General features: G+C 53.5%; 11 protein-coding genes. 8 read left to right on the top strand and 3 right to left on the bottom strand.

Annotated elements, in window-relative coordinates; genetic code table 11:
* Window positions 1-341 precede the first annotated feature (341 nt).
* From LQ229_RS07255 to LQ229_RS07245, 3 genes are all read left to right on the top strand, one after another.
* Window positions 342-2,930: a LuxR C-terminal-related transcriptional regulator gene (locus LQ229_RS07255; RefSeq protein WP_230191304.1), complete on the top strand. Its 2,589-nt coding sequence runs from the start codon at window positions 342-344 to the stop codon at window positions 2,928-2,930.
* Between the two features lie 210 nt (window positions 2,931-3,140).
* On the top strand, window positions 3,141-7,568 hold the full coding sequence (locus LQ229_RS07250; protein ID WP_230191303.1) for a cadherin-like beta sandwich domain-containing protein: 4,428 nt from the start codon (window positions 3,141-3,143) through the stop codon (window positions 7,566-7,568).
* A gap of 277 nt (window positions 7,569-7,845) precedes the next feature.
* Complete coding sequence (locus LQ229_RS07245) at window positions 7,846-8,205, top strand: hypothetical protein (protein WP_230191302.1); 360 nt, start codon at window positions 7,846-7,848, stop codon at window positions 8,203-8,205.
* A gap of 702 nt (window positions 8,206-8,907) precedes the next feature.
* Here LQ229_RS07245 and LQ229_RS07240 read toward each other — a convergent pair.
* From LQ229_RS07240 to LQ229_RS07230, 3 genes are all read right to left on the bottom strand, one after another.
* Window positions 8,908-9,702, bottom strand: a complete 795-nt coding sequence (locus LQ229_RS07240; protein WP_216537973.1) for an alpha/beta hydrolase family protein — start codon at window positions 9,700-9,702, stop codon at window positions 8,908-8,910.
* Between the two features lie 79 nt (window positions 9,703-9,781).
* Window positions 9,782-10,465: a response regulator transcription factor gene (locus tag LQ229_RS07235; protein WP_216537972.1), complete on the bottom strand. Its 684-nt coding sequence runs from the start codon at window positions 10,463-10,465 to the stop codon at window positions 9,782-9,784.
* A gap of 32 nt (window positions 10,466-10,497) precedes the next feature.
* Window positions 10,498-12,000, bottom strand: coding sequence for a HAMP domain-containing sensor histidine kinase (locus LQ229_RS07230; RefSeq protein WP_230191301.1), 1,503 nt, complete (start codon window positions 11,998-12,000; stop codon window positions 10,498-10,500).
* A gap of 146 nt (window positions 12,001-12,146) precedes the next feature.
* Between LQ229_RS07230 and LQ229_RS07225 the strand changes: the two genes are divergently transcribed.
* The 5 genes from LQ229_RS07225 to LQ229_RS07205 all read left to right on the top strand — a co-directional run bounded on the left by LQ229_RS07225 (window position 12,147) and on the right by LQ229_RS07205 (window position 22,408).
* The gene (locus tag LQ229_RS07225) at window positions 12,147-13,487 is read left to right on the top strand and encodes a sugar ABC transporter substrate-binding protein (RefSeq protein ID WP_230191300.1); all 1,341 of its coding nucleotides are present in this window, start codon (window positions 12,147-12,149) and stop codon (window positions 13,485-13,487) included.
* Window positions 13,488-13,567: 80 nt separating this feature from the next.
* On the top strand, window positions 13,568-14,470 hold the full coding sequence (locus LQ229_RS07220; RefSeq protein WP_230191299.1) for a sugar ABC transporter permease: 903 nt from the start codon (window positions 13,568-13,570) through the stop codon (window positions 14,468-14,470).
* Between the two features lie 24 nt (window positions 14,471-14,494).
* On the top strand, window positions 14,495-15,370 hold the full coding sequence (locus tag LQ229_RS07215; protein ID WP_216537969.1) for a carbohydrate ABC transporter permease: 876 nt from the start codon (window positions 14,495-14,497) through the stop codon (window positions 15,368-15,370).
* A 108-nt stretch (window positions 15,371-15,478) separates the two neighbouring features.
* Window positions 15,479-16,891 (top strand): sulfatase, encoded by a 1,413-nt coding sequence (locus tag LQ229_RS07210; protein ID WP_230191298.1) that lies wholly within the window; start codon window positions 15,479-15,481, stop codon window positions 16,889-16,891.
* Window positions 16,892-16,909: 18 nt separating this feature from the next.
* The gene (locus LQ229_RS07205; protein ID WP_230191297.1) at window positions 16,910-22,408 is read left to right on the top strand and encodes a polysaccharide lyase family 8 super-sandwich domain-containing protein; all 5,499 of its coding nucleotides are present in this window, start codon (window positions 16,910-16,912) and stop codon (window positions 22,406-22,408) included.
* Window positions 22,409-22,437 lie beyond the last annotated feature (29 nt).

Genomic DNA, 22,437 nt, shown 5'->3' with positions numbered 1-22,437 from the left:
TGAAGTAGAGCTACGTGAGATAGTCCCAGCATAACTGTAACTTTATGGATATTAATGTTGCTTAGGAAACCTTTTCGGTCCAAGGGACTTTAGCGCTTTAATGTTAAATAGTTTATTTTCGTACAAAACAGCCTCAAATGCAGGTTCTATGAAGGAGCGCTTATGGATTTGGTCGCAACATGCCGTTTGTTTTGCGAGAGTGGGGTAGTATCTCGAATGTTATCATACAAGGTTTAATAGTTTTTTTGTAAATTTTAGTACGAAGAAGAAGGCCATGATCGATATCTATAGTAAAATAAAAATAGTATCGTGTGATTTTCGATGATTCGGAGGAAGGCGAAATGGCTGATATACGGCATGACTTCTTGGCTACAGAGGTTCCAATAGGTACGAAATTGCATATTCCCGAAAGCGTCCCCTCGAGTGTCTATCGTTCACGTTTATTCGAGAGGTTGAACGAGGGGCGCAAGGGCAAACTTACGCTCATCTGCGCCCCGGCGGGATTCGGGAAGACGACATTGGTGAGCGATTGGATTCGCAGTTCGCGCGTGCAAGCAGCATGGATTTCATTGGATGAAGGGGACAATCAACCGATCCGCTTCTGGCGATACATGGCTGCTGCCTTCAAATCGGTCGATCGGGGGATTGCCGATAATGTGCTTCAAGCGTCTGCTCAACTCGCTTCCATGGATTTCGAACAGGCGATTCGCCTGTTTCTCAGCGATTTGCAACGGTTGGCGAAACCGATTACGGTTGTTCTCGATGATTTTCATGTCATCCGGGATCAGGGGATTGTCCAAGGACTGGCGTATTTGCTGGCTCATTTGCCGGACTCGGTCCATTTTTGCATCATGAGCCGTACAAATCCCGGGTTCGACTTGTCCCGGCTGGAAATCGACGGGAAGGCCACCTGTTTCACTTTGGAGGAGCTTCGGTTCAGTGAACGGGAAGGAACATTGTTTTACCGGAATTGTATGCGGTTGGAATGGGACGATGCGACGACTGCAGCGCTGGTGCGCAAAACGGAAGGTTGGATTGCCGGGCTGAAGCTGTCCGCACTTTCGTTTCGTGACAAGGAGGATGCCGTTGGGGAGGCGCTGCGTGAATTTTCCGGAGATTTGCGGCAGGTGGAACGTTACTTGCTGCAGGAGGTATTCCGGCATTTGAGCGAGCCGATGCGGCAATTTTTGATGAAATGCTCGATATTGTCCCGGTGGAACGCTCCGCTCTGCCAGGCGGTAACCGGTTGGGACAGCCGGCCTTACATCGAAGCGTTGGAGGATGGGCAACTATTCATCGTGCCGTTGGATGCGAAAGGAGATTGGTACCGATTTCACCATCTGTTCGCCGAATTTTTGCGCAAACAGCTGGAGAAGCATGATCCCGCATCCGTTCCCGAACTTTATTTGAGAGCGGGAGACTGCTGCAGAGAGCGGCAGCTGGACGAAGAAGCGATTGAATATTATTTGCTCGGACGGCATTACGACCAAGCGGTCGAGCTGCTTGAGGAGACGGCGGCAAACGTGGTGAACCGGGGGTGGTCCGTCCTGCGTGGGTGGCTCTCCTCGATCCCCAACGCAATCTTGCTGAAGCATCCGATGTTGTACTTCTCTTATGCGCTCTCGCTCAGCAACAGCGGGCAAGGGCATCTGGCGGAACGCAAGTTGCAGGAAGCGCAACGCTGGTACGAGGAAGCGTCCCCGGAATGGAGCGAGGCGGAGCGCAGCCGGTATTTGGGCTGGATACATTATGTAAGAGGCAACACGATGGTTTTTCTCCATCACGATCTGAACCGGGCCAGAGAGCATTTTCGGCTCTCAGAGTTTTACGCTCCACATGGAATCGCTCTGATCTACGGAAAGGAAGATGCGCCTCTGCAAGCGATCGACGTAAGATCATACGCCATCGAGAACGGACATGCGTCCCCGGAAGTGGCCACTCCCTATACGATGCAGATGGCCGACATTTTTCGAAAGGCGAACCCGTCTTTTTTAGGCAGACTTTATTCCCATCACGGCGAATTGAGGTATTTATGGAACGATTTGCAGCAATCGGAGCACTATGCGGGAAAGGCGCTGAAATGGATCGAGCAGCTTCCGGCGCGTTCGGAATTCGAACGGATTCCAAATTGTATTCTGCGGGCGCGGCTTAAGGCGGCCGAGGGGAAGAGCGAGGCGGCCAAAGATATACTGCACGCCGGCATCGATTGGATGAAGCGGATGAATATACGGCGGGGTATTCTGCTGCTGGAAACGGAACGAGCTCGGCTTGCCCTGATGGAAGGCGATGCGGCTATGGCGGCGGCTTGGATTGAACGTTACCAATTGTCCGCCTCGGATATGATATCCGTCTTTCAGCTTTATGAATACGAATTTCTCGCCAGGGCTCTGATTGCCCATGATCGGCTCGATGAAGCGGGAAGACTGCTGGAGCGGCTGCAGGGGCTGGCGGAAAGCGAGTTGCGCCCGATTGACGAGGCGGAGGTGCTGGCGATGCATTCGCTTCTGCTGAAGCGCCAAGGGTTTCAGGAACCGGCGCTGCTGAAGCTGGATCAGGCGCTTTCCAAGGCGGAGGCCAATGCGATAGTGCGGATATTTATAGACGAAGGTCCCGATATGTCCGGACTTCTCATCGAACTGATTGCAACGCGGCAGCAAGGGAAGCTTCGTGGACGATGGCTGTCTTCTTTGGAATTTGCGCGGAAAATATTGTCCGGTTTCGGCATCGATGAAACGTTCGCGGGAACGGAGACGCCGTTAGCCGCTCTCCTTACGCCAAGAGAGTTGGACGTCCTTCATTGCATGCGCGAAGATTTAAGCGCGAGACAAATCGCCGAACGGCTGCAAATCGGCTATGAAACCGTCAAGACGCATCGCTCGCGCATATACGGCAAGCTGGGAGTCGCCAGCCGGATGAAAGCGATCGAGTGAGCCAAGGAGCTCGGTTTACCTGAATAAGCGAAGTTTAGGGCTAGTCCAGACATCCCCCGATTGGGGGATTTTTTTCGTTATGTTCTGCTTTAAAATCGTATTGTTGCCATCTATTTCGATTGGGACAAGAAGAATAGGATCGCCGCTGTCCGCTCGTACCAATTGGCGGGTAAAGATCGTTGCTATTTTTTCAAGACTGGAGAGGGGAAAATGGATAGAAAAACAATGCGAAGAGCGCTTCATGCTGCCTTGTTGGCGGTCATGCTGACCGCCGTCCTGCAACCGTTTGTTTTCCAACCGGCATATGCGATTGCAGCACAGAATGGAGACGGCAGCCGGGCAGTGATGACAATCGCGGCGGGACAAAACCATTCGCTGGCGTTGAAGCCGGACGGCACGGTCGTCGCTTGGGGACAGAACGATTCCGGCCAGGCGAACGTTCCGGCGGGACTGAGCGGAGTGGTGTCGATCGCCGCGGGAATCAACCATTCGCTCGCGTTGAAATCGGACGGCACCGTCGTGGTTTGGGGAAACAATGAATTGGGTCAAACGAACGTTCCGGCGGATTTGAATGGGGTCGTATCGATCGCTGCGGGAAATAGCCATTCGCTGGCATTGAAGTCGGACGGCACGGTCGTCGCCTGGGGCAGTAACGGCTACTCGCAAACGGATGTGCCTTCCGATTTGAATGGAGTGGTATCGATCGCCGCAGGATGGGGCCATTCGCTGGCGTTAAAATCGGACGGCACCGTTGTGGCTTGGGGGAACAATGATTTCCGGCAATCGAGCGTTCCGCCCGGTTTGAATGGAGTCGTGGCCGTTGACGCGGGAATATACCATTCGCTCGCATTGAAATCGGACGGCACCGTCGTCTCTTGGGGAGCCGCGGCGACCGCGCCTTCCGGTCTGAATGGGGTGGTATCCGTCGCCACAGGATGGACCCACTCGCTCGCGTTGAAATCGGACGGGACCGTTATCGGATGGGGGAATAACGGTGCGGGTCAATCGAACGCGCCTGCGGCTCTGAACGGGGTCATATCGATTGCCGCAGGATCAGGCCATTCTTTGGCTTTGAAATCGGACGGGACTGTCGTCGCCTGGGGGGGCAACAGCGAAGGCCAGACGAATGTGCCTGCGGATTTGACCGCACCGGTCAAAGGGATCGCGGTTGCCGCGGGAGAGCATCATTCCTTGGCATTGAAATCCGACGGCACGGTCGTTGCTTGGGGATTGAACAGCCTCGGTCAGACGGACGTACCCGCGGGGTTGAACGGGGTCGTTTCGATCGCTGCGGGAGCGCATTTCTCGCTCGCGCTCGAAGCGGGCGGCACGATCGTGGCTTGGGGAGACAACCAATTCGGTCAGACCGACGTGCCGGCAGGGTTGAACGGAGTGACGGCGATCGCTGCGGGAAACAATCATTCGCTGGCGCTCAAGTCGGGAGGTACTGTAGTGGCCTGGGGGAAGAATGACCTCGGTCAAACGAACGTACCGGCAGGTCTGAACGGAGTAGTGGCGATCGCTGCGGGAAACGACCATTCGCTTGCCCTTAAAGCGGACGGCACGGTCGTTGCTTGGGGATGGAACAGCCTCGGTCAGACGAATGTACCGGCAGGATTGAACGGAGTGAAGTCGATCGGAGCGGGGGCGGACTATTCTCTGGCGCTGAAAACGGACGGTACCGTCATCGCTTGGGGGGGTAACGCCTATGGCCAAACGAGTGCCCCCCCAGGTCTAAACGGAGTCGCGGCGATCGCCGCGAGAAGTTTCCACTCGTTGGCGCTGAAAGCAGACGGCACACTCGTCGCCTGGGGATATAATGACGCCGGGCAGAATGAAATACCGTCCGATTTGGACCAAGTGGCGGCGATCGCTACGGGCACGTATCACACTCTGGCACTGAAATCGGACGGAAGCGTCGCCGCTTGGGGGAATGTTGCTTTTGGCAAGACGTACGTACCGGAAAGCGATTTGCGCGATATACAGATGCAAGACAACGAAGGAACGGAATTGCCCTTCATTTTTAACCCGAATGGAACAGAATATATCGTAGCTGTCGACGGTTCGGCAACCGAAGTGCGCATACAAGCCGGCTTGGATCGGCCGGAGTATGCGGATGTTTATACGGGCGGCAAAAAACAATTATCCGCCTCGGAGGGAATAGTCATACCGCTCACCGGAGATTCAACCGTCATTCCGGTGCGAGTATCTCCCTATTTACGAGCCGATAAAACCTATACTATTACCGTGATCAGGGCGCCGGAAATTACATTCGACCCCGATGGCGGCGAAGAATGGAAGCAAACCGCTGTGACAAAGGTATCCGTTGAACATCCGGGAAATTTCGCTTTAAACTACGCATGGTCGGCAACCGATCAGATACCGGGGGCACAAGCGGAGTGGAAGACGTTTCACAGCGGCGAAACATTGAGTATGGCGGAAGGCGAGGGCGACTGGTACTTGCATATACGCGCGGTCCATTCGGAAGCGGGAACCGTCGACAAGCGGACTGAGCGGTTCCGGCTGGATTATACGCCTCCTCAAGTAACGGTGCGAATGACGCTTGAAGACGGATCCCCATACGCCGATGGGATGTGGATCAACCAAGCCGTTCATGTGACTGCGGAAGCAAGCGACGCACTGAGCGGATTGGCTTCCTTGCAAGTATCGTCGGATGGCGGTCAAACATGGCAAGAGGATATATCCGGGAGCGGGATCATCATCCGGTCGGACGGCGTCCATCATCTGCAGTTCCGGGCGATCGACCGGGCGGGGAACGAAAAGGTGGAACGACGAACGGTCAAGATCAGCGCGAACGGACTTGCGATGACAACAGTGTTGCAGCAAGCCGACGGGACGCCATACATAAGCGGGGAGTGGACTCGCGAACCGGTAATCGCCAATGTAGAGGCTTATAACTCAGATGGAGCGGCCGTTACATCCGTGACCTATTCATTCGATTTCGGTGTAACATGGAACACGTATACAGAGCCTGTATTCTTTACCGCCGATGGACAATACGATGTATGGTTTCAAGCGGAAGATGAAGCGGATAACCGCTTGACGGAGAAGGTCAGCATTCGATTGGATCAAGCGGCCCCTCATGCGGACTTTTCTCCGGACGGAAATGATACGTTGTCGTCTGCCGCCTCTACGATCGTTACGGTGAATGATGCCGGTGCCGGCGTGGACGAATCTTCCTTGCGCTATATATGGTCAGCAAGCGAAGCAACTCCGGAAGAAGAGGAAGAATGGAAGCTTTTTCGCAGCGGCGATACGTTGACCATGACCAATGCCGAAGGGAGATGGTACTTGCATATTCGCGCCTCCGACCGGGCAGGCAATCGGATCGAAACGCATTCCCGTCCGTTTCGGTTAGACAATCCCGCCAATCATAACGCCCGGTTAAGCAAGCTTCTTATAGACGGAACGCCTGTGCAAGGGTTTGACCCGAACGTCGCCGTTTATACGGTTTATGTCGGAAATACAACATCGAGCGTTACGATATCGCCTATGGCAGAAGTTCAAACGGCTGCGGTAAGCATGCGTATCAACGATGGAGAGTATGCGGCTGTGCCCGGCGGAACAGGCAAGAGCCTGGCGTTGCGCCAGGGGATGAATGTCGCAGAGATCCAAGTGCTGGCTCGAGACGGAGTGACGCAGAACAAATACATCTTGAATATTATTAGAGCGGAGCCCCCAAGTTATGGCGGCGGAAGCGGCGGAGTCTATCATGCCGCTCAACCCGCCAAGTCGGGCGACGCCGGCTTAAGCGGGCTGATACTATCCCATGGTCGACTGGCTCCAGAGTTTTCGCCCAATATACTGCAATATACCGTTCGGGTAGAAAATCAGATCGATCGTCTCACCGTCAAAGCAATGCCGGCGCATTCCAAAGCAACGATCCAATTGAATGGGACAACGACGGATGGGGGCAAAGAAAGCGATCCGATTATGTTGCATGTTGGCGATAATCGGATTGAAATCGCGGTCACTGCGGAGGATGGCACGAAGAAAACTTATGTTGTCACCGTTATCCGAACTGACCCGGAGAAACCGGGTTGTCATCCGGAGAGTCATCGATTGGCCGATCTTGTCGGCCACTGGGCGGATTCAACCATGCGGAAGGCGGCATGCGCCGGCATGGTGAAAGGTTATCCCGACGGTTCGTTCAAACCCGACCAGCCCGTCACACGCGCGGAATTTACCTTGATGCTGATGGATGCGTTGACGCAGCAAGGGCGGATTGCGGAATTAGGAGTAGGGGCACCAAGCAATCCAGGTTCATTCAAGGATCAGGAGAAAATTGGCGCTTGGGCGCAACAAGAGATCGCCCAAGCGGTCGCGAGCGGCATCGTCCAAGGGTACGATGATGGCACGTTTCGGCCGGACGCGCCGATCATCCGTGCGGAAATGGCGTCGATGATCGCCAGAGCGCTTCAGTTCACCGTTGAGACCGACGCATTAACCGGTTTCGCGGATGATCATGTAATTCCAGAGTGGGCGAAAGGTGCGGCGGAAGCATTGAGACAGATCGGCATAGTAGAAGGACGCGGCGGCAACAAATTCGTTCCGGACGGCATGGCCACACGTGCGGAAGCGGTGGTCATGCTATGGCGTATGGTTGATCGGGAATGACATATTGAGGAAATTCGATATGAATGAACGAGCAAGGGATCGTCGAGCAGTTGGAGCAGAAGGAATACAAGGCGGAGAGGCGGGGCCGGCTAGCGGCAACGAATCTAACAACGCGGTGCGTTCTTGGAACGCGGACCGCGTTGTTTTTTTACAGATATTTACTTCTATACCGGATATGCCGAAGATATAAATAGACAACGAATATCGGGGAAAACCCATATGGAGGGCTATTTCATGAGCAATAGAGGTATATTTGAAAATAGATCCCGATCGTTACTTGGATTACAATGAAGAAATTTCGAAGAGATATAAAAGAACAGATGAGGAATTTCAACTCTCTCTTTTAAGAGGGATAAATAACAAATTTGATTTAATGACTAGATTTCATAAGCGAAATCTGGTTGCCGAGAATATAACCGTTTATTGTTATTGGGGCGAATCTTTGCTGGGAAAAACAAATTTTACTCGTGACAAGGATGAATATAAAATGGTCGAGCCTTATCCTGATCTTTCACTGTTAGGGGAGGATAACAAATGGTATTTGAAATATGATGTGAATGGGAAGGAAGAAAGAGTATTTCTCAAGGAACGCCAAGGACGTGATTTCGGGATTCGATGGGATGAAATGGGACCATGACAAGAACAACGCGGTCAACGAATTCAAACTAACTGCGAAATTCAGACTGTTGAGAAACCCGAACGCGCCTTGCTCTATGATTGGGAACGATAGTGCCTTCCTAAGCACTAGCGTTGCATTAAATCTTCTGGCTGGGATGCGGTACCATGGAAATATAACGGATTTCCGAGGTCTTATTTTTTGAATTCCAGTCGAATATTGGAATTAACGGATTTTCGAACCGTTAACATGTCGCGATCGGGTGAGAATCCTTGGTTTTGTGAAGTTTCGACAAAAATAGAGCCCTCAAAATCCGCTAACTCCGCCAAAATTGCGTTATTGGATCAAATAAGGCCTCCAAAATCCGTTAACCTTGTTCATCTTCATCCCTATCGCAATCATCGGCTTGAAACGCAGTAAAACATTCGGTGCAACGCTAGTGCCTTCTTAAGCCCCATTTGTTCGCTAATTCTTCCGGATTTCGCCGTACCCTAAAACCACACCAATCGCGGAAAATAAGGAATTTCGAGTCCCCAATAGGGCATTTTGATAATCAATCTGCTTCACAACGATTTTCACAGACACGCCATATCTCAACAGTCTGATAATTGCATTTACATGGCCGCCAAACCGGAGAGCCGCCCCCCAATGTATCTGGATTTCTGCGTTCGTAGCGGCAAATCTCCGGCAACCAACGGAAAGAATGCGGGCAGCCCCGGCACCTCAACGGGTCCGTAACGGCAGCCAAGCGAGCACGTCTTTTATTTTGGCGTCCCAATAGCCCCAATCGTGATTGCCGGGGCCTTCTTCGTAGGTCAGCGCCAAGCTCGTGCGCCGGCAGGCGTCGCGGAAAGCCGCGTTGTCCTCGTAGAGGAAATCCTCCGTACCGCAGCATTGATACAGCATCGGCTTCGGACCGTCCGCCCGGTCGAGCCGGTCAAGAAGGCACAGCAAATCGTTGTCTGTTCCTGTTACTTTTTCCTCGCCGAATATTAGCTTGAACGGACGCCGGAGCGCGTACTCGTCGCCGTCCGGCGCCGCATCCGCCCGGCGGGCGACATGCAGCACCCCGGACAGGCTGGCTGCCGCCGCGAACGCATCCGGCCGCCGCAGCGCCCATTTGAAGGCGCCGTATCCGCCCATGGACAAGCCTGCGACGAAGTTGTCCTCCCGCGCGGCGGACAAGGGGAAGAACGAGCGGGCGATCTGCGGCAGCTCTTCGCTTAGAAACGTCCAGTACTTCTTGCCGTAAGCCATATCGGTATAGAAGCTGTGATCGACTTGCGGCATCACGACAGCCAAGCCCAGCGGCGCCGCATAGCGTTCGATCGACGTCCGCCGCAGCCAGATCGTATGGTCGTCGCTATACCCGTGCAGCAAATACAATGTCGGATGAAGCTCTCCGAATTGGGTGTTCGTCATGCCGATTTGCGTCGCCGTCCGCTGCGGCAAAATCACGGTCATCGCCGTGCTCAAGCCTAATACTTCCGAGTAAAAACGGCAATCGATCAAAGCCATTCAATCAAGCTCCTTTGCGCATCGAATTTTGGGCCAGGTACGACTTATTGGCATACCCGGACTACATCATTATATCAAGCTACAACTTTTTCAACACCTCGAAAATTCTCAGTTCGTTCACCGTTTTCACGACGTCGGCGGCGCTGCTCATATGAAACTTTTTCAAGATGCTGCTAATTTGTTTTTTCACCGTTTCATATTCCACGATTCGTTCCTCCGCGATTTGCCTTCTCGTCTTGTACTCGCATAATAGCTTAAGCACTTGCAATTCGCTTGGCGTCAGTTCGGAAATAATGCGGATGATGTAAAGCAGACTGTTCTCCGTCTTCTTGATCCGCGCGAATTCTTCGCGAATTTTATGGGCGATCATCGGACGGATCGGGGAACGATCGGCGTATGCGAGCCGGATCGCTTCCGTAATTTCTTCCTTCGGCGCCGATTTCAGCACATAATCGATAATCCCCGTCTGAAACGCGGCGAAAATAATATTGTCGTCCTTATGTACGGTGACGACGATAATTTTCATCTCGGGGAATTGCTCGTTGATTCGTTTGGCGGCTTGAACGCCTGCCAGCTTGTCCTCCATTTCAATGTCCATCAGCACGATATCGGGCTGCAGTTTCTCCGCCACGGCGACAGCCTCCTCGCCCGATTCGGCCGACCCGACGCATGTCATGTCCGCACAATCGGCGATCATCCTCTCCAGCCTGCGGCGATGCGCTTCCATGTCGTCGACGACAACGATGCGTATATTGCGCTCCATATCGAATATTCCACCTCCTAGAATCCTTGCGATCAAACGAGGGGCAAATAAATTTTGAAGGTCGTTCCTTGTCCCGGCTCGCTTTCGGCCGTTATTTTGCCGTCATGTCCTTCCACGATTTTATGACAGAACGAAAGTCCGATTCCCCAGTTCGTTACCGAAGATTTCGTCGTGAAAAACGGCGAAAAAATCAATTCCAACTGTTCCGCCGGTATGCCCGGACCGTTGTCGGCGATCGATATCGTTCCCCACCCGTTTTGCCGTTTCGTTTCGACCGTAATTTGCAGCCTCTGTTTGTCCTCCGCCGCTTCGGCCGCATTCGTGAAGATGTTGTAAACGACTTCTCCCATATGCTTCTCGTCCAGGTAGGCGAGCGCGCTCTCGGCTTCCGAACGGTAGAAGATGCGGATATGTTCGTGCTCCGCTCGCATTCTCGCCATGGCGGGACCGATCGGGGCGCTTAAAGAGAGCGGCTGCAAATTCAATTCGATCGATCCTAATTGGCGGGCGGCGAAATCGATGCTGTCCAGCGCTTGGCCGACCGAATCGTCGATCAGTTTGAGACTGTATGTCGTCTCCCCATCGCCGGAATGCTTGTCCTTAAGATATTCCGTTTCCGCGCGGACGGCCAGCAAATGGTTTTTCAACGCGTGCGTAAAGGCGCGGGTGCCCAGCGACGCGGTATCGATGCTTTTATTGATTTGCATGCTGTGGTTTTTATGATACGCTTCGATCGAATTGTACCGGTATATGATATAAGCCAGCAGCGCGAGCGCCATAAAGACGACGTACGGAAAGATTGACAAAATTAACGGGTACGCTCCGATCGGCGGCTGCAAATAATTATAAAACCCTCGCAAAAAGGTTGCCCGCACTAAATTTTTCGGCGCCCACGGAAACAGCATGCTGTGCACGACGGCCACGAAAACCAAAATATAGATATGGTATAGGGCGTAATTTTTCAAAAAACGAATTTTAGGATAGGTCAAGTAATCATGGATCATTAATGCGAACGTTAGCAGGATATAGATATATTTCATGTATTGAAACACGTTGTTCGCGGCGTTTACGGCGGAATTGGACCAGGCGGCGGCATGCTCCGGCAGACCCCCGATCGCATTTTGCATCCAGACGTTGACGGCCGGATCGTAGAAAACGATTTGCGCCAACGAAATGACGGTAATGACTGGATATATCGCTTTGTTGTTCCACTTCTTCCGGGTGCCCGCAAAGGATACCGCAAAGCACAGCAACGAATAATGAAACAGGATGACCCCGCCGTTCAACAGCCGGATCAGCAGATCCGTATTAAAATTGGTTAGTACGAGATAGTTCCACGTTCCCGGGCTAAAGTTGAAAATAGAATTGATTATGTTGTGATAATAATTGAATTTGCTTAAATATAAAATGAGACAGAAAAAAGAGACGGTCCAGCCGACGATGATGCCGTACATGAAACGGATCGATTGATTGTTCAATCTCCGATAGGTGAATAACAGCGAGAAAATAAGAAATATAAGCGTCAAGTAAATCATCGGATGTCCCTGCCTTTAGAAGGTGGACGAGCGGAGAGGGAGGGGGTATAAAACTTTCACCTTCTTCCCGGCGTGCGCCACCATTATAATAAACACAGGAAAAAGAAAGCGTATACAAATCATACTGAACTTCAGGGGGAATGTAAATGAAAAAAATATGGTCTGCGATGATCGCTGCTGTGCTGTTGATCGGACTCCTGTCGGCCTGCGGCTCCGGCTCCGGCTCGAATTCCGCTTCCGGCGGAAACGGCGAGCCCGGATCGGGCGAACAGACGGCGCAAACCGGCGGCGAAAAAGTAACGTTGAAAATGACGGTGCTGCCGGACGATCTGGAAACGTTCAAATTGGCGTACGAAAGTTTCAAGCAAGAAAACCCGAACATTGAAGTGGAATTCGACACGATCCCGCAAAAGCAATATTACGAAAAACTGCGGCTGCAGCTTTCTTCCGGCGAACCGATCGACTTGTTCGGGGGCAATATGGATGTCTTTCTCGACACGGGAATTGTCGAGCCGTTGGACGATTTGATCAAGAACCATAACGTCGACGTGTCCGGCTTCGGTCCGCTGTACGACGAAATGAAGGTAGGCGGCAAAACGTACAGTTTGCCGTACCGCAAATCGAACTGGATTCTATATTACAATAAAACGTTGTTCGATCAACTGAATGTCCCGTATCCGAAAGACGATATGACATGGGACGAGTTCCGCGAACTGGCCAAACAAGTAACGAAAGGCGAAGGGGCGGATAAAATATACGGCGCGTTCCTGCATCCTTGGGCGCAAACATGGTATATGCAAGCCGTTCAAACCGGCGCCTCCATCATCGATAAAGATCTGACTCCGTTCAAGGATGCGCTCCAATTCCGGATGGATATGGAGAAGGACGGTTCAATCATGCCTTGGAGCGAACAAATAACGACTTCCGCTCATTATAACGCCGCATTCCAGAAAGGCAACGTCGCTATGAACCTGATCGGCGATTGGCATGTGGCCCAGCTACGAACGGCGGAAGAGGAGAAGAAGATCGATTTCGATTGGGATATCGTCCCGGTTCCGCATCCCGAAGGGGTGCCTGCCAACACCAGTATGGCGACGCCCGTGTCGATTATGATCAACAAAGATTCGAAACATAAAGAAGAAGCTTTTAAAGTGCTCGAATATATGACGGGAGCGAAGGGAGCGGCCATCTTCGCAGCCAAAGGATTCCTCACCGGCTATTCCAACGATGAGATCAAGAAAGCGTACGTCGGCGACGGAAGCAAAAAACCGGCGAATATTCATTATTTGGTGGAGCAAAGGGAATATCCCGAATATCCGCTGTTACCCGGCGTGAAAAGCGCCGTTGTCGGAGCGATTTACTTGCAGGAAGGCGAAGTAGCGTTAACCGGCGGACAAACGGCGGAGCAGGCGATCCAAAAAATCGCCGAGCGCGTGCAAAAGGAATGGGCCGACAATTACAACGAATACGCAAACGCCAACCAATAAATCGAACGCCAACAAGATAGGAAACGTATCGAACTTCACTTCCGCGGTGAAGTTCGATACGTCAGAGGAGGGAAACGGCATTGAAGCATACATCCAGTAAAGCGTCCAGCGCATATGTGAGAAGAAACAGGCTCGTCGGTTACGGCTTCCTGCTGCCGAATTTGATCGGTTTTGCCGTCTTTATTTTATTTCCGGTATTAGCGTCCTTTTTCATGAGTTTCACGGATTGGAACGGTTTCGGACAGATGAAATTTACGGGATTCGCCAATTACATCCGCTTGTGGTCGGACGAGACGTTTCGCATTTCGTTTGTGAATAGCTTGATCATGACGTTCGTTACCGTTCCGGTCACGCTGTTCCTCGCCATTCTTGCGGCCGTAGCTCTGAACAAGGGCGTTAAAGGGTTAAAACTGTTCCGTACGGCCATGTTTCTCCCGCATATTACGGCCACGATCGCCGTCGCTGTCATTTGGCAGCTGCTGTTCAATCCGACGATGGGGCCGATCAACAGCTTTCTGCGCGCCGTCGGGATCGAGCAGCCGCCGGGATGGTTCGCTTCCGCCGATTGGGCGCTCGTTTCCGTCATTATCGTCAATATTTGGCATTCGGTCGGGTATTATATGGTTTTGTATTTAGCCGGACTGCAAGGCATTCCAAGCGACTTGTACGAAGCGGCGGAAATTGACGGCGCGGGCAAAGCGTCCCAATTTCGCAACATTACGCTGCCCATGCTGTCGCCGGTCATTTTTTTCACGGTCATTATCGGCATTATCAATTCCTTTAAAGTATTCGATATGGTATTCGTCTTGACGCAGGGCGGCCCGGGCCGCGCGACGCATGTGCTCGTATTCGACATTTACAATACGGCATTCCAACGCTATCAATACGGATACGCTTCGGCAATGGCCTATGTTCTGTTCATTCTGATCTTGATCATCACATGGATCCAATTTCGAGGCCAGAAAAAATGGGTGAATTATTAACGGATAGAAACAGGAGGGTTCGAGATGCAGACGACCGTTAAAGCGGAAATTCCCCGCGCGTACCGCAAATCGTTGAAACGAAGCGTGAAGTTGTCCAAGGCGTTGCTCTATGCCGTGTTGATTGTGGTGTCGTTGTCCATGATACTGCCGTTTCTGTGGATGATCTCCGCATCGTTCAAATCGGAAGGGGAAATCTTCGGCTTCCCGATTCAATGGATTCCGAGCACATTCTATTGGTCCAACTATGAGAAGGTGTGGACGAAGCTTCCTTTCGGCACCTATTACATGAATACGGTGAAAATATCGGTCATTACGACATTGATTCAAATTTTCACCTGTTCCATGGCGGCGTATGCGTTCGGAAAGGTCAAGTTTCCGGAGCGGGACAAATTATTTTTCGTATATGTCGCGACGATGATGATTCCGTACCAAGTCATGATGATCCCGCAATTTATGCTAATGAAAGAAATCGGATTGGTGAATTCGCATTGGGCTTTAATTTTGCTTGGCGCTTTCAGCCCTTTCGGCGTGTTTCTGTTCCGCCAGTTCTATATGACGATTCCGGAAGAACTGTCGGAGGCGGCGCGGATCGACGGTCTGGGCGAATTCGGAATCTATTGGCGCATCATTCTGCCGCTTACCCGTCCGGCGATCGCCAGTCTCGTCATTTTCACTTTCATGCATTCGTGGAACGATTTCCTCGCTCCGCTTATTTATTTGAACTCCGACAAGCTGTTTACATTGCAGCTCGGCATGCAGCATTTCCAGTCCGAGCACAGCACCGAATACGGTCCGTTGATGGCCGCCGCGGTGTCTGCCGTGATCCCGACGATTATTCTGTACTTTCTTGCGCAAGATCAATTCGTGAAGGGCATTACCGCGGGCGCGGTCAAAGGTTGAAGGCCGGCTGGGTCGGCCGAATCAACCTTAATTCAATCACTGCGGGATGAACGTGTGTTGGCATACCGTGCCATCCGCGTATTTTGTTCAACAGGAGGGAGATTGTCGATGAGCGCAGAGCGACCGAATTTAATCTATATTTTTGCCGATCAATGGCGCCGGCAGGCTGTCGGCTACCGCAACGAGGACCCGGTCATTACGCCCCATATGGACGAGTTCGCCCGCAACAATCTGGTATTCGACCATGCGATCAGCTGCACGCCGCTTTGTTCCCCGCATCGGGCGGCGCTGCTGACAGGGCGTTATCCCCAATCGACCGGCGTCTATACGAACTGCAAAATAGGAGCCGACGTCATGCTAAGCCCGGACGAAACCGCGATCGGGGATGTGTTGAAGGAGGCCGGGTACGACACCGGTTATATCGGCAAATGGCATCTTGACTTGCCGGAGATGAACTTGTCCGAGGCGCCTGAATCGGGCGCGCGGGATTGGGATGCCTATACGCCGCCGGGACCGAAGCGGCACGGCTTCGATTTCTGGTATTCCTACGGCGCGGACGACCATCATTTGACGCCGCATTATTGGCGGGACGATCCGCGGATGATCGAGGTCGATCAATGGTCCGCGGAACACGAAACCGACGTTGCGCTCGAATATATGCGAAACCGGAATCAAGACAAGCCGTTTGCGCTCTTCCTTTCCTGGAATCCGCCGCATAGCCCGTTCGAGCTCGTACCGGACAAGTACAAGAAATGGTACGAGGGGCGGGAGCTGCCTTTTTATCCGAATGTGCGGTTCGAAAGGCTGCAAGCTCATACCGGCGAACCCGTAGCGGGAGGGAAAGAGAATCTCGAACGGTACATGCGCGATTACTATGCCGCGATTACAGGCTTGGACGAACAGTTTGGACGAATTCTTGCCGGTTTGCGGGATATGGGATTGGAGGACGACACCATCGTCGTTTTGTCGGCCGATCATGGCGAACTGCTGGGAGCGCATGGCTTGATGGCCAAGCATGCGTGGTACGAGGAATCGATTGGCATCCCGTGCCTGATGCGATGGCCGCACCGCATACCGCAAGGCCGCACCGACATCCTTTTCAACAGCGTGGATATTATGCCGACATTGCTGGGCCTCATGAGCTTGCCGATTCCAGCAAAGGTAGAGGGCCGCGATTATTCGGGCGATTTGCTCGGGCGAACGCGATCGGAAGTTTCCTCCGCCTTTATCTCCGCTTTTCCCGGACGCAAGGAAGCGATCGAGGCATTCGCCCGTTGCGGCCTGGATAACAGGCGATACGGTTGGAGAGGCGTTCGAACGCTGCGCCATACGTATGTCGTTCATCGCGGATATGCCCCGAACGAGCCGTTGCGGCGCTATTTGTACGACAATGTCGAGGATCCGTTCCAAATGAATCCGGTCTGCCTCGATTCATGCGCGGATCATCCGTTGGCGCGGGAATTGGAGGAAGAGTTGAGAGGGTGGCTGAGCAAGACGAACGACCTTTTTGCAATCGATTGATTGGGGGAGATCTATGATATGAATAAGAAGAGGAATGCGTTGATTGCCGGCATGCTTATTATTGCATTATTGATAAACGTCTTTCCGCCCCATACGGCGGAAGCGAAAATAGCGGAGGGACAGACGTTCGCGAAGGTTACGTTCGACAATTATCCTGCGGAGCCTTCCTCTTCCGCACCCGCCGCCGAGATCGGGGGCACTTGGGGAGTGTATAACTATAACGTTACGGGCGATGTCTATGGCCATTATTTGCAAGGGGAGACGGTAGAACCGCGCACCGACCGCAGCTTAAAGATGGTTTCCGGCTTGAGCGGCCAGACGATGTATATCGCCAAAAATAATATGGGACTGAACGGCATCGTCGTGCTGGAAGCAAGCGTCCGGTTCAACGATACGCTCCATGACCGGCAGGCATTCCAATTGAAAAGCTTGAGCGGCAAATTTGCCAATATGGTCGTGTTCGGCGGCAACGGACGGGCGAAGTTGTTAGGGGGAACGATGTTCGATTACGAACCGCATAGTTGGTATTTCATTCGAATCGTTATCGACAACCCCGGCCGGACGGCGGATATTTATGTGAACGAAGAATTGAAAGAGGCGGGCGTTCCCGTCGATGCCGCCTGGGACAAGCTGAATAACGTCAAGTTCCAGCAAACCGGTACGGAAAGCGCCGTAGGCGAAATGTGGATTGACGATATTAGAATATACGAGCAATTGGAGCAAATCGATCCCGTAGAGAATATCGTCTTGCCTTCCGCCGCGAAGGTGGCCGAAGGAGACACGGTTTCATTGCGGCCTAGATCGATTGCCGTTCCTCCGGACAATGCCGGCTTTGCCTGGTCGTCAAGCGATCCGGACATCGCTTCGGTGGACGAGAACGGAATCGTCTACGGCCGCCGGAGCGGGCAAGCGACGATTACAACGGTTTGGGCTCACGGGGAGCAATCGGCGCATACGGAAATAACCGTATTCCGGGACGAGTCGGCGGAATGGGACGATTATCGGCGGCTGCGCCAGAAATGGACGGTCATTCTGCTTAACGGGGTCCCGTATACGGGAAGCGATCCCGAAACGGCCCGTCTGACGAAGGAGAAAATCGAATCTGTCAACCGGGAAGCGGTTCAGTGGTGGGAATCCATGAACGTGTACGAACAACGTAGTACATTGTGGGACGACGCTCGAATTCCCGCCGATTTGAAGACGTCGGATTTTCTTGCCCAATGGTCGAACCGGTTAAGAACGATGGCGACCGCTTATGCCATGCAAGGCGGCGTATTATACCATAACGCCGTCTTGCGGGACGATATGATAGCGGCGCTCGACTGGATGCATGACAACGTGTACCGCGATTCCGGAGAAATATACGGCAACTGGTGGAACTGGGAAATCGGCGCTCCGCTCAGGCTGGCGGACATGTACATTTTGCTGGCCGACGAGCTTGACGCCGAACGAATCGGGAAGTATGCCCGTTCGATCGATCATTATATCGGAGACGTTACCTCCCCGTCATTCCGTCATGTAGGCGCGAACCGCTCCGACATATTGCTGATCGAGTTGCTCCTGGGGCTCGTGGAACGCAACGGCAAGCGCTTATCCGTCGTACGCGAGCAAATGAGTCCGTTATTCGAGTACGTGACAAGCGGCGACGGCTTCTACGAGGACGGTTCCTTCATTCAACATAAGACGATCGCTTACACGGGCAGTTACGGCGAGGTGCTCATTCGCGGCGTCGGCAATTTGCTGTATTTGTTGAACGACTCCCCATGGGAGATTGTCGACCCGAATGCAGACAATGTGTATCGCTGGATATACGAATCATTCGCTCCGATTATTTATAAGGGCGAAGTGATGGACATGGTTCGCGGCCGGGCGATTGCCCGCGATTTTCTGGACGGATATAAAGCCGCATCGGGCATGATGTCCGGCATCGTGCAACTGGCCCGAATCGCGCCCGATCATCATGCGCAACGACTGAAAGGATTGGTCAAGTACTGGATTGCGAGCAATCCCGGCATTCACGATGTCAATCGCATATTCGACAATACGGAGCAGATCGAAACGGTCAAAGGCTGGCTGGCCGATTCCACCGTCGTGCCGCAGGGCGATGAGCCGGGGCATTTCGAGCTGAACGCGATGAATCGAAGCGTGCATAAGGGAGAGGGTTACGCCTTCGGGGTCAGCAAAAGCTCGAAGCGCATCTGGACCTACGAACTGACGAACGGAGAAAACCGCAAGGGCTGGTATACCGGCGACGGTATGACGTATTTGTATAATGGAGACGCGATGCATTACAGCGACGATTATTGGTCGACCGTCGACTACTATCGATTGCCCGGCGTTACCTTGAATACGCGCGAACGCGATTCAAGCCAATATCAGTACGGGGACGGCGAAGGGGCTCCCGCCAACAACTGGGCGGGGGGCGTTACACTGGACAAATATGGAACTTCCGGCATGAACTTGCGGCAGATCGGAACGACGCTGACGGCGAACAAATCGTGGTTTATGTTCGACGATGAAATTGTCGCGCTCGGTTCGGGCATTACAAGCGAGGATCGGGAAAATATCGAAACGATCGTGGAGCAGCGCAAACTTTTCGCCGAGGGAACGAACGTTGTGACGGCTGACGGCGTTCCGCAACCGGTTGCGCCCGGCCGGAGCGACGGCCAAGCGGCAAACTGGGCGCATTTGGCGGGCCATATGCCGAATTCGGACATTGGATATTACTTTCCCGAGCGGCAGACGCTGCATATGTTGCGCGAACGGCGCAGCGGAACATGGTTCGATATTAACCGCAACGAGAACGGGGATGCGGGAGGGCCTCAAGACGTTAGAACGCGTGATTACATGACGATGTGGTTCGATCACGGGGTTCGTCCCCGCAATCAAACATACAGTTATGTCTTGTTGCCCAACAAGACGGCGGAAGAAACGGAGCGGTACGCCGCCAATCCGGATATCGAGATCGTGGCGAATACGGCGGATGTCCATGCCGTGCGCGAACGAAAGCTCGGTTTGACGGGCGTGAATTTCTGGAGCGCTGCCGGCGGTAAAGCCGATTTTGCGGCAAGCAACCGTCAAGCGTCCTTAATGATCGGGGAGCATGACGACGATACCCTCGCGGTCGCGGTTGCCGATCCCACGCTGGAGAATACGGGCGTCATCGAAATCGAATTGGATCGATCCGCCGCGGGCGTTGTAAGCGCCGATCCGGAAATCTTCGTGACGCAATTGTCTCCGACGATTCGATTTCAGGCGAATGTAAACGGCTCGCTCGGACGGTCGTTCAATGCCGTGTTCGATCTCGATCCGGACAAGCCGCGTCCGGAACCGGAGCGGCCGTTGCCGGAGCCGGGGAACGAGCCCGAACCGTTGCCGGATCCGCCGCCGATCGCATATATATACGATCATTTCGACGATCAGACGGAAGGGAATATTCCTGAAGGGTGGAAAGCGTCGATCGCCCCGGATACGACCGCAAGCCTGCAGCAACCGGCCGGGCGGGACGGGTTGTATTTCCGCCTGCTGGACCGGAACGCGAGCGGCGGTTCCGTTTCCGCCGAGCGCAATTTCGAGCCGCAATCCGGCAAGCTCGAAGTGGAATGGAAGTTCGCCGAACCTGAAGGCGCGGCATCCTCCACGTTCGAATTGCTGGACGGAAACAACGTTGCCGTGCAACTGGTCAGCGACGAAGAGGGACTGCAATGGGTCGGCCCGGACGGATGCAAACATCCGATTCGCGCACTGGCCCCCGCAACATGGTACAAGGTGAAATTAAGGCTGGATCCGGCCCGCGGTTCGTTCGATGTATACGTTGACAACGAATTGGCTGCGACAGACGCGCAATTCAGGAACGGGACCAATTCGATCGGCGCGATTCGTTTCGCGACGACCCCCGCGGCGAGCAGGGCCTCCTTATACGTCGACGATGTCATTGTATATGTAACCGGTGCGAAATCCTTTGTCTACGAGACGTTTAACGGATACGAGACCGGAACCAAACCGGCAAGTTGGACGATTGCCGAGCAAACCGACGCGACGGTAGCGATCGCGGACGAACCGTCGGCAGCGAACCGAAGCTTGCTGCTCGACGATAATAACGCCAAATTCAGCGCGAAAGCGAGCAAATCTTTCCCTTCGCAGAACGACCGCATTGTTGCCGAGTGGAAATTCAAGGAGGGGACGAGCGGCAAATGGCCGGTGTTCGAACTGACGAACGGCAAAGATCCGGTCATCACACTCAAGTCGAACGGACAGTACTTGAAATATATCGATCCGGACGGCGGAATCGCCGATTTGATCAAATTTGCCCATAATGTGTGGTATTCCGTCAAACTGGATGCGAATATTGCGGAGAATACGTTCGATCTTTATTTGGACGGTGCGCTGCTGGAGCGTTCTTTGCCTTTTACGCAACCGTCCGCTGCGATCGACGGGATTGCCTTTACTACGAGCTATGGCGCCGTGAATGCGCCGCTATATATTGACGATGTCAAGATTTACGGATTCGAGCGGCAGGTCGAGCGTATAACGGTGGTCCCGTCGAACGCGAACCTGCGCGTGGGAGATACATTAGCGCTGAAGGCGGAGGCTGATCCCGCGGATGCGGTCAACGCGCAGTACGTCTGGGAATCGCTTCAACCCGCAATCGCAAATGTCGACGATCAAGGATTGGTAACCGCTCTTGCGCCCGGAACCGCAAAAATCATTGTACGGACAGAGGATCGGCGCGAACGCGCCGAGAGCGTCATTACGGTTACGGGCAATGAGAAACCGGGGGATGGCGGCGGCAACGGAGAAGGCGGCAGCGGCGGAGGAAGCGGCGGCAATAGCCGGAATGACGATAAACCGGACAACATGTCTGCCAATATCGACCAACAGGCCGGGAAGAGTGAAGAGGACGAAGACGGTAACGCCGATAGCGGAGAGCGCGGAACAGACAATTCCGGAGAAGAGGAGTCGGCAACGAAGGGCGATCAAGATGCGGCAATTCGCGATATCGCCGGCCATTGGGCGGAAGAGACGATTCGCAGAAGCATTGAAGCGGGGTGGATGAACGGCTATCCGGACGGAAGCTTTCGCCCCGATCGGGCGATGACCCGCGCGGAATTTGCCGTTTTGATCGTACGCGTTCTTGGTCTTGCGCCTCGATCCGGACCGGCATTCGCCGACCTGAACGGGCACTGGTCCGCGGAACTCGTAGGAACGGCGGCGGCGCACGGCATCGTTAACGGCGTATCGGATACGTCGTTCGCGCCGGACGAGCCGGTTACGCGGGAACAAATGGCGTTAATGGCGTTCAGAGCGTTTCCGATCGAATCGGCGTCCGGCATGAGGCCGTTCCAAGATAGCGGACAAATTGCGGAATGGGCAGGCGAGGCGGTCGCTTCTTTGACTGCGGCAGACGTGCTGCAAGGTTTTGAAGATGGTACCTTCCGGCCGAAACGGCGTGGTACAAGAGCGGAAGCGGTCGTCCTGACGGAACGGATCTTCAAGGCAGTGCCGGCCGGATCGTAACGGCCTGTGCGACTTCGAATCATAAACTA

The sequence above is a fragment of the Paenibacillus sp. CECT 9249 genome (assembly GCF_918697855.1).
Classification (GTDB): Bacteria; Bacillota; Bacilli; order Paenibacillales; family Paenibacillaceae; genus MSJ-34.
This window is presented reverse-complemented; position numbering and strand designations above follow the sequence as displayed.

Excerpts from the sequence above, each read along its gene's own strand:
- LQ229_RS07250 (WP_230191303.1), top strand. The coding sequence starts at position 3,141 with ATGGATAGAAAAACAATGCGAAGAGCGCTTCATGCTGCCTTGTTGGCG.
- LQ229_RS07205 (WP_230191297.1), top strand. The coding sequence starts at position 16,910 with ATGAATAAGAAGAGGAATGCGTTGATTGCCGGCATGCTTATTATTGCA.
- LQ229_RS07255 (WP_230191304.1), top strand. The coding sequence starts at position 342 with ATGGCTGATATACGGCATGACTTCTTGGCTACAGAGGTTCCAATAGGT.
- LQ229_RS07235 (WP_216537972.1), bottom strand. The coding sequence starts at position 10,465 with ATGGAGCGCAATATACGCATCGTTGTCGTCGACGACATGGAAGCGCAT.
- LQ229_RS07230 (WP_230191301.1), bottom strand. The coding sequence starts at position 12,000 with ATGATTTACTTGACGCTTATATTTCTTATTTTCTCGCTGTTATTCACC.
- LQ229_RS07210 (WP_230191298.1), top strand. The coding sequence starts at position 15,479 with ATGAGCGCAGAGCGACCGAATTTAATCTATATTTTTGCCGATCAATGG.
- LQ229_RS07225 (WP_230191300.1), top strand. The coding sequence starts at position 12,147 with ATGAAAAAAATATGGTCTGCGATGATCGCTGCTGTGCTGTTGATCGGA.
- LQ229_RS07215 (WP_216537969.1), top strand. The coding sequence starts at position 14,495 with ATGCAGACGACCGTTAAAGCGGAAATTCCCCGCGCGTACCGCAAATCG.
- LQ229_RS07240 (WP_216537973.1), bottom strand. The coding sequence starts at position 9,702 with ATGGCTTTGATCGATTGCCGTTTTTACTCGGAAGTATTAGGCTTGAGC.